The sequence below is a fragment of the Leptospira mayottensis 200901116 genome (assembly GCF_000306675.2).
GTDB lineage: Bacteria > Spirochaetota > Leptospiria > Leptospirales > Leptospiraceae > Leptospira > Leptospira mayottensis.
In genome coordinates this window covers 1,963,342-1,970,000 of record NZ_CP024871.1, presented here as the reverse complement: position 1 = coordinate 1,970,000, position 6,659 = coordinate 1,963,342, and the positions used below count along the sequence as shown (strand labels likewise).

The 6,659-nt window shown below is 36.7% G+C and carries 4 protein-coding genes and 2 pseudogenes (1 of these 6 running past the window's edge); 1 reads left to right on the top strand and 5 read right to left on the bottom strand.

Going from position 1 to position 6,659, the window contains the following annotated elements:
* A protein-coding gene (locus LEP1GSC190_RS08865) for an IS3 family transposase (RefSeq protein ID WP_420844300.1) occupies positions 1-874 on the top strand; the annotation gives its coding sequence in 2 pieces (ribosomal slippage) (positions 1-39 and positions 39-874; 1,074 coding nt in all); it begins 199 nt to the left of the window's first position.
* A gap of 156 nt (positions 875-1,030) precedes the next feature.
* Here LEP1GSC190_RS08865 and LEP1GSC190_RS08860 read toward each other — a convergent pair.
* The 5 genes and pseudogenes from LEP1GSC190_RS08860 to LEP1GSC190_RS08840 all read right to left on the bottom strand — a co-directional run bounded on the left by LEP1GSC190_RS08860 (position 1,031) and on the right by LEP1GSC190_RS08840 (position 6,637).
* Positions 1,031-1,839, bottom strand: a protein-coding gene (locus tag LEP1GSC190_RS08860) for an IS5 family transposase (RefSeq protein ID WP_100224632.1) whose coding sequence is annotated in 2 segments (ribosomal slippage) — positions 1,031-1,500 and positions 1,500-1,839 — 810 coding nt in all. Because the reading frame shifts where the segments join, the coding sequence is not laid out codon by codon here.
* Positions 1,840-1,903: 64 nt separating this feature from the next.
* Positions 1,904-2,785, bottom strand: a pseudogene (locus LEP1GSC190_RS08855) (ISNCY family transposase); the annotation flags it as partial.
* 237 nt (positions 2,786-3,022) lie between these two features.
* Positions 3,023-3,963: pseudogene (locus LEP1GSC190_RS08850) on the bottom strand (integrase core domain-containing protein); the annotation flags it as partial.
* Between the two features lie 131 nt (positions 3,964-4,094).
* The gene (locus tag LEP1GSC190_RS08845) at positions 4,095-4,976 is read right to left on the bottom strand and encodes a S1/P1 nuclease (RefSeq protein WP_036035643.1); all 882 of its coding nucleotides are present in this window, start codon (positions 4,974-4,976) and stop codon (positions 4,095-4,097) included.
* Between the two features lie 611 nt (positions 4,977-5,587).
* Positions 5,588-6,637 (bottom strand): acyl-CoA dehydrogenase family protein, encoded by a 1,050-nt coding sequence (locus LEP1GSC190_RS08840; protein WP_002761989.1) that lies wholly within the window; start codon positions 6,635-6,637, stop codon positions 5,588-5,590.
* Positions 6,638-6,659 lie beyond the last annotated feature (22 nt).

The following is a 6,659-nucleotide window of genomic DNA, read 5'->3' as shown; positions in this document are numbered from 1 at the left end:
AACTGTATGCAGAGTTAGCTTTAGAAAATGAAGCGATCAAGATGTTACTCGAAAAAAAGTGGTGAGCCGTGAGCAGAAACGAGAGGCGCTCCTGTTAATCAAAACGCGGCTTGGAGAACGGAAATCCTGCCGTCTTTTGCAAATCTCCAGAACCGGCTTTCGACATCGTTCCAGGCTTCAGGACAAAAACATGGAATTGAAGGATCGAATTCTCACTTTAGCGTATAAGCATAAAAGGGCGGGATACAGACAGATTCATGATTTTATTCGGCAAGAAGAACGAGTAAACCATAAACGAATCTATCGCTTGTATTCAGCATTGGGCTTAAAATACCGAATCAAACCGAAACGAAAGAGAGTATCGTTACCTGCGATTCCAAAGATTGTTCCTAAGAAACCGGAGGAAAGGTGGTCGATGGATTTCATGTCGGATTCACTCTACTCGGGAAGAAAATTCAGAATATTGAATATCATCGATGACTTTGGACGATTCGCCGTGGCAACGCAGGTGGAATTCTCAATCACTTCGGAACGATTAGTAAGAATTTTGAATGAAGTATCTGAAGTCCGTAGCCTGCCAAAACAAATCGTTGTGGATAACGGTCCCGAATTCACATCAAAAGCTTTTTTACGATGGGCTTTTGAAAAAGGAGTCGATATTCATTTTATTACGCCGGGTAAGCCTACTGAGAATGCCTTCATCGAGAGCTTTAACGGAAAAATGCGAAACGAATGTTTAAATGAAAATTGGTTTAAGAATATTGAAGAAGCACAGCGCCTTGTCGAGGATTGGAGAAATTTCTATAATTCTGAAAGGCCACATAGTTCTCTTGGGGGACTTACTCCGGAGGAATATTTAAGACGCTCTGCTTAAGTGGATTTTGACACTTTACACTGGTACTAAAAACGGGGGCATCTCATTTGGAATATCGTATTTTCGCATTGATTTTGAACCAATGCGATGCTTTTCTTTTAACATCATAACCGGCAAGAAGTAATTATTATAAAGATTTAGAGCTTGTCCCAAAACCTATTTCCAGGACATTCTAATTAAAATGATAGCAAATGCGATTTGGAATAATGCCTTATAATTTTCAAATTTGAATTCCCAACAAGTTTTTATGGCTCTAAATGCATTAAACCAAGCAAAAGTACGTTCGACTGTCCATCTAAAAGGATTTAGCGGAGCAATCCATTCAGGATTTCTCGCATTCTTTTTATTTGGAATTCGATATTGAATATTCTTCTTTTTTAAATTGTTCTTAATCGTTTTGTTAGAGTAAGCCTTATCTAAAGAAAGGATTTCTGGTTTAAGCAATTTTTTGTTTCTAAATACTTTGAACTTTTCTAAAGTAGGAAAAAGTAATTTAGAATCGTGAGTTCCTGCCGAAGCGATTACAAAAGCTACAGGTGCTCCACGCCGATCGACGAGAATATGCCTTTTAAGGCCTCTTTTGCCGCGATCCGTCGGGTTTGGACCCGTGAAAGCCCCCCTTTGGGAGCTCTTGCGAAGCTACCATCAGATGCCATTCTTTTAGTTCTAATTTTAACAGTGCGCTCATAAAGTTTTAATGCTTCTTTTTCAATTTTATCAAAAACTCCGCTGGCTACCCATTCCTGAAATCTTCTATGTAACGTTGATTTTGAACCGAACATCGGAGGTATATATCTCCATTGAATTCCTGTTCTTACCCTGTAAAATATTGCGGCCATCGCCACTCTATCATCAAGCCGAGGACGACCTCCTTTCTTGGAGTTTGTTTTACGCTTTGGTAGCAAGGGATGAAGGCGTTTCCAAATCTCTTCAGGGATATCTAAATGACCTAAATCTGATTTCATATGTCATATCTATTTCCTGAGACTACAAGTACAAGGAGGTTTTGGGACAACCTCTTAATAAAGAATAAAGTTTTACTAAAATTTCGAAGTGTTCTGATTTATCGAATCTGAGATAACCAGTATTTCTTCGAACAACTGAAAAGTTTTTTTGTTCTACGTGAGGGTTATCGTTCTTTTTGTAAGGACGGCCACGTGTAAAGATTAGATGATACTTTTCGGAAAATCGAATGATTGATTCATTAATGAATTCAGAACCGTTGTCAGAGTGAATCCCTAAGAGAGGATAAGGAAATACGTTTTTTAGCCCTATAAGGGCTTTGAGCATCTGTAGCATCGTTTTATCGCGTACAAGGATACAAATCGTCCAGCCTGTACAAACATCTGTGGCGCAGAGGGTGGAGAAAAAACCTCCGAAAACATTCCCGCCGTTATGAGCGATTAAATCAATCTGTGTAAATCCAGGAAGAGAGTCTTTCCATTCTCCAAAAGTTTTAATCGGAATTCGATCGATAAGATATTTATTTTGTTTCGTCATCGAGGTTCCTTTGATTCCAAGCTTTTTTCGAATTGGAACTAAAAGCCTTTCAATTGTGGAAGCACTGATTTTTAACAGTTTTTGTTTTATTTCTTTAGAAATTTTGTAGGTCTGAAACCTCTCTAGATTCTTAATTGTTTCTGGAATTGCGTGGACTAATCTTTTACTACAAATGTGATCCAAAAGTTTCCAGAGATCTTCTAAAACTTTTCGAACAGATGCATCATAGTAAACTGTTCTTTTATTCTGTGCTTTGGGTTTAGTCGAAAGTTTTTTTAGAACTTCTTTTTTTCTAAGAACTTGAGAAGCATAATTTCTGTTAAAGCCCGACAGGCTCACGAACTCGTTGAGTATGCTTATCTTTTCTTTCTTAGTGGCGTATCTGTATCTTTCTCGAAATACCTTAATCATAACCTTACGTTCCTCTAAAGATAGTTTCATGTTTACAGCCTCTCACTTAAAAGAGTGCTGATTTTTGATTAGGTTTCGTGTAGGTTTTTAGGTGAGGAAACGTTCAGTGGTTCAAGTATATTTTTAAATGAGGAAATAAGGAACTTCCGATAATAGGTATTATGTCTCTAAAAACTATGAGACAGATTGTATGTTCTGGCACATCGGTACACTCTAGACCGGAGACATGGGTGACACTTATTCGTTGTAGTTGTACACAGGTGTTTCGTATTTCAATACTTTTCCTGTAAATAAATCTAACATACCCAGAACTGCGTTTGTAAAATAGATCTTACACAAACGCTCTGAGACTTCTTCAAAACCAACCCGTTCGCCGATCAATGGAGAACCAAAGAAAATTCTAAATGGACCGTATTTGGCGGTTCCATTATCTAAGACTGTTTCTACTACTATATTGGTGGCATACGCTATTTCAGGAATTCTTAATGGAAAAATTCTTTCTGAAGGCATATAGATTTTTCCAGGAGTTTTATATTCCAAAGCCTCATGCGGCCTTTCTAAATTGTATTCACTTCTAAACCGATCAAATGCTTCTTGTTGTTCTTTAAGAGAAGATCGAGCCGGTAACGCGGTCTCTTGTTTCAAGGTTCTGTGCATTCTTTCATGGCGACCGTTTTGTTGAGGTTTACCTGGCTGAATTCGTTCAGGTCGAATCCCTAACTTTAACCACCAAACGGATAACTTACTCAATCCTCCAATGGCCCTTGATGCAAATGGACTTCCGTTATCTGTCTTGATGGCCAATGGCATTCCATATTCTTTAAAAACTCTCTCAAATACCCGCCTGGTGCTTTCTCCATCCGTTTTCTTCAGGATTTGACATCCTAATAGAAAGCGGCTATGAGCATCTGTGATCGTCAATGGATCACAACGTTTTCCGTTCCCAACAGTAAAGTGACCTTTGAAGTCTGCACACCAAACGTCATTGGGAGACTTTACATCAGAAAATGGAAAAAGACTTTCAGGAGTTTTTTTCCTACGACGTATTTTACGAACTAATCCTTTTCTTTTAAGGATATCGCCAATTGTACTTGGTGCCGGCCAGGATTTGGCTCTTGGATACTTTTCTTTTAATGCCACAAAAGTTTCCTTGCTCCCCAATTCGGGTGCCTATCGCGAACGCTGACAACAAATATGGTAGCAGCAAGAGTTTTTGATAAAATTGAAAAAGAAGGCATTAAAATTTTAAGAGCGCTCTGTTAAAATTAGAACTATTAGGATTAAATTTAATGTTTATTCTATTTTTATGTTACTTTCTAGAACTTGAAAATATATTAGTGAGGTGCTGTGATAATCTGACTCCTGCACTTGCCAGTTGGTGTTTCACTACCGGTATAGCGTTCTGGATATATGTATTTGAAATCCTTACAACAGAAGAATAATCGATGGGAATTCCGTCATAAGCAACATTACGAGCAAATTGAAAACCCTGGAGCACCCAGGCTTCCGGAGTAGTTTGTGCTTCAGTTTGTGCAAAGGCTATATCTGATTTTAGAAGGATAGTCGTTGAAATAGGATTTGTACTAATATAATTTACTAAATTTGTATCCCAAAAACTGTGTAAATTCGTTTTATATCTCCCAATTCTCACTTTTACTTTATTGCCGCCAAAATCATGATTTCTTTCCGCAACATGCAAAGGTTGGTGTATGTCTCCAATAAAATGCACAACAAATGAAAGAGCCTGTAATCTTTTTGCATTAGCCTGAGTAGTATCTGCTAATATATTGCTCCATCTATCAATCTCCGTGAGTACACAAGAAGATTTACAAGCTTTTGCTATATCTTCGTGTGTAGGGTTGAACTGTGAAACGGGAATGTCTATAAAATGCCATGAACCGGTATTTGTAGGGGGCTCGGGATTAGTAAAGATTTGATTACAAACTGGGCTCATCGGCTTCTTTTCAGATTGGAATACTCTAAGTTCATCAGGACATGTTGAAATTTCTTCTAAAGTTAAACTTCCTAGAATTTTATTGATTTCTTCAAACGCTTTAGAATTAGCCAATAGATGTTGCGCAATAATTCCAATTGCTTTGTGTCCCTGATGTCCCCAGGCATAAACATTTGAATTTCCTAATAGAATGATTATAATCAAAGTTGATAATTTTATGTAATTGATTGTTTTCATAGAATTCATTTTTACTTGTGAAATTTTTGAAAATTTTAAATTTATTACAAGTAAAATTTAAAAACAGATTACATATCATTCATGTTTCTTAAGTAATGAGATTATTAAAATAATGAAATGTATTTTAATAATCTTTGTAATCAGAATTTTCCTCGAAGGATTTCCTTGGGAACATTTTTTGATTAAAAAATAAAAACTCTTTTTAGGAGGCCGATACATCAAAGAGTGCAAATTACCAAAGATCACCTCCGAAATATCTTATGAGAGTCATGATACATTTAAACCAAGCTTACCTGACAATAGTCATCGCAATGTCTTTTTAAACTGAAACACTGATTGATCGACCGCGAAAGATAGACATCTTCAAATGAACTTTTTTCAATTAGAAGAGTTTAAACTTGAAGATCCAATAAAACGTGTATTTGATGCTCCAAGACGAACTTGATATATTCCAATCCTGTCTTAGACAACTTTCAAAGTTGTGTCTGTTTTAAAGATTTCAATTTTCTTAAGGTGTTCGTTCGTTTAGAATTTCGTGTTTTGTAAACGTTTCAATTTGAAAGTTTAGGAAAAGTTAATTCTTTTCTTCACTGCCGTTAGTAAAATTTGTTTTAACGTAAGGACCTTATCTTTTTTAGAATGTTCTTTTGATAGATGGGAGTTTTACCTGGATGAATGGAATAAAAAAGTCCTATATCCGGAAACATGTTAGATAATTCTACTCCGCTTACCAAGTCCGTAAGCCAGGAGTAAATCAAATCCAAGGCCGTTTCATAACCGTAAGGGTGAATTTCCTCCATTCTGAAATTCGGATCTTGATCCTTTTTTTTGGATATATCAATAACTTTTGAATATAATAATTGTTGAATATCTATGATTTTTCCTGCGATTCTTGGGTCCACGTCTTTTTTCTCTTTCAAAAGAGTTTTTAGGATGAAATCCACGTAGCCACAAAAAAGTGCTGAAGCGGATAACATTTCCGAGAGATGAATTTCGGGCGCAAAGTTTTGGTAGTTAAAAAAGAATAAATTTTTCAAAGGAAGGGACAAATCGTTCCCTTTAAGCCTACAGTGAGTCGCTTCTTTGGCGTATTCTAGATCGAATACTTCCAATTCAAGACCGTAAGAATCACGGGCTATGTAAATCACGTCGAATGTTTCGGAAGGTGATTTTGCTACGATCAAAAATCCGCTACAATTTGCACCATTCGTTAAAAAAGACTTGGATAGACTCAGGATAATTCGATTATTTTCGATCCGATATTTAGTGGTGATATTAGAAATTCTTCCTTTCCATCCCGATTCGCTAACTCCCATGGAAATAATATCTTTCCCGGAACTTATATCCTTTAAGAGTTTGGTGCCAATTGAGATCGTTTCTTCTCTCTGAAAAACTCGGATCGTTCCGTTTTCGTTTAAAAAACCGTCTGAAACAAATTTTAAAATTCTTCCTGCAACATTGGTTTGCGCCATCATTGCGATTCCGAGCCCAATTCCTCTCGGATAAGAGCCTAATTGATAAATTTTTTTATGAAACGTTTCAAAGGAACCTCCAGCGATTGCTTCAAAGTATCCTTCTTCCACTAAGTATGGAAGTGCGTCCCTAAAAACGGTTTTATATTCATTGAATGGAATAGAAGATAAGAATTCTTTCAGGTTCATAATGCCTCGTTGGGTATTTTAA

Coding starts and splice junctions, on each gene's coding strand:
- LEP1GSC190_RS08840 (WP_002761989.1), bottom strand. CDS start 6,637: ATGAACCTGAAAGAATTCTTATCTTCTATTCCATTCAATGAATATAAA.
- LEP1GSC190_RS08845 (WP_036035643.1), bottom strand. CDS start 4,976: ATGAAAACAATCAATTACATAAAATTATCAACTTTGATTATAATCATT.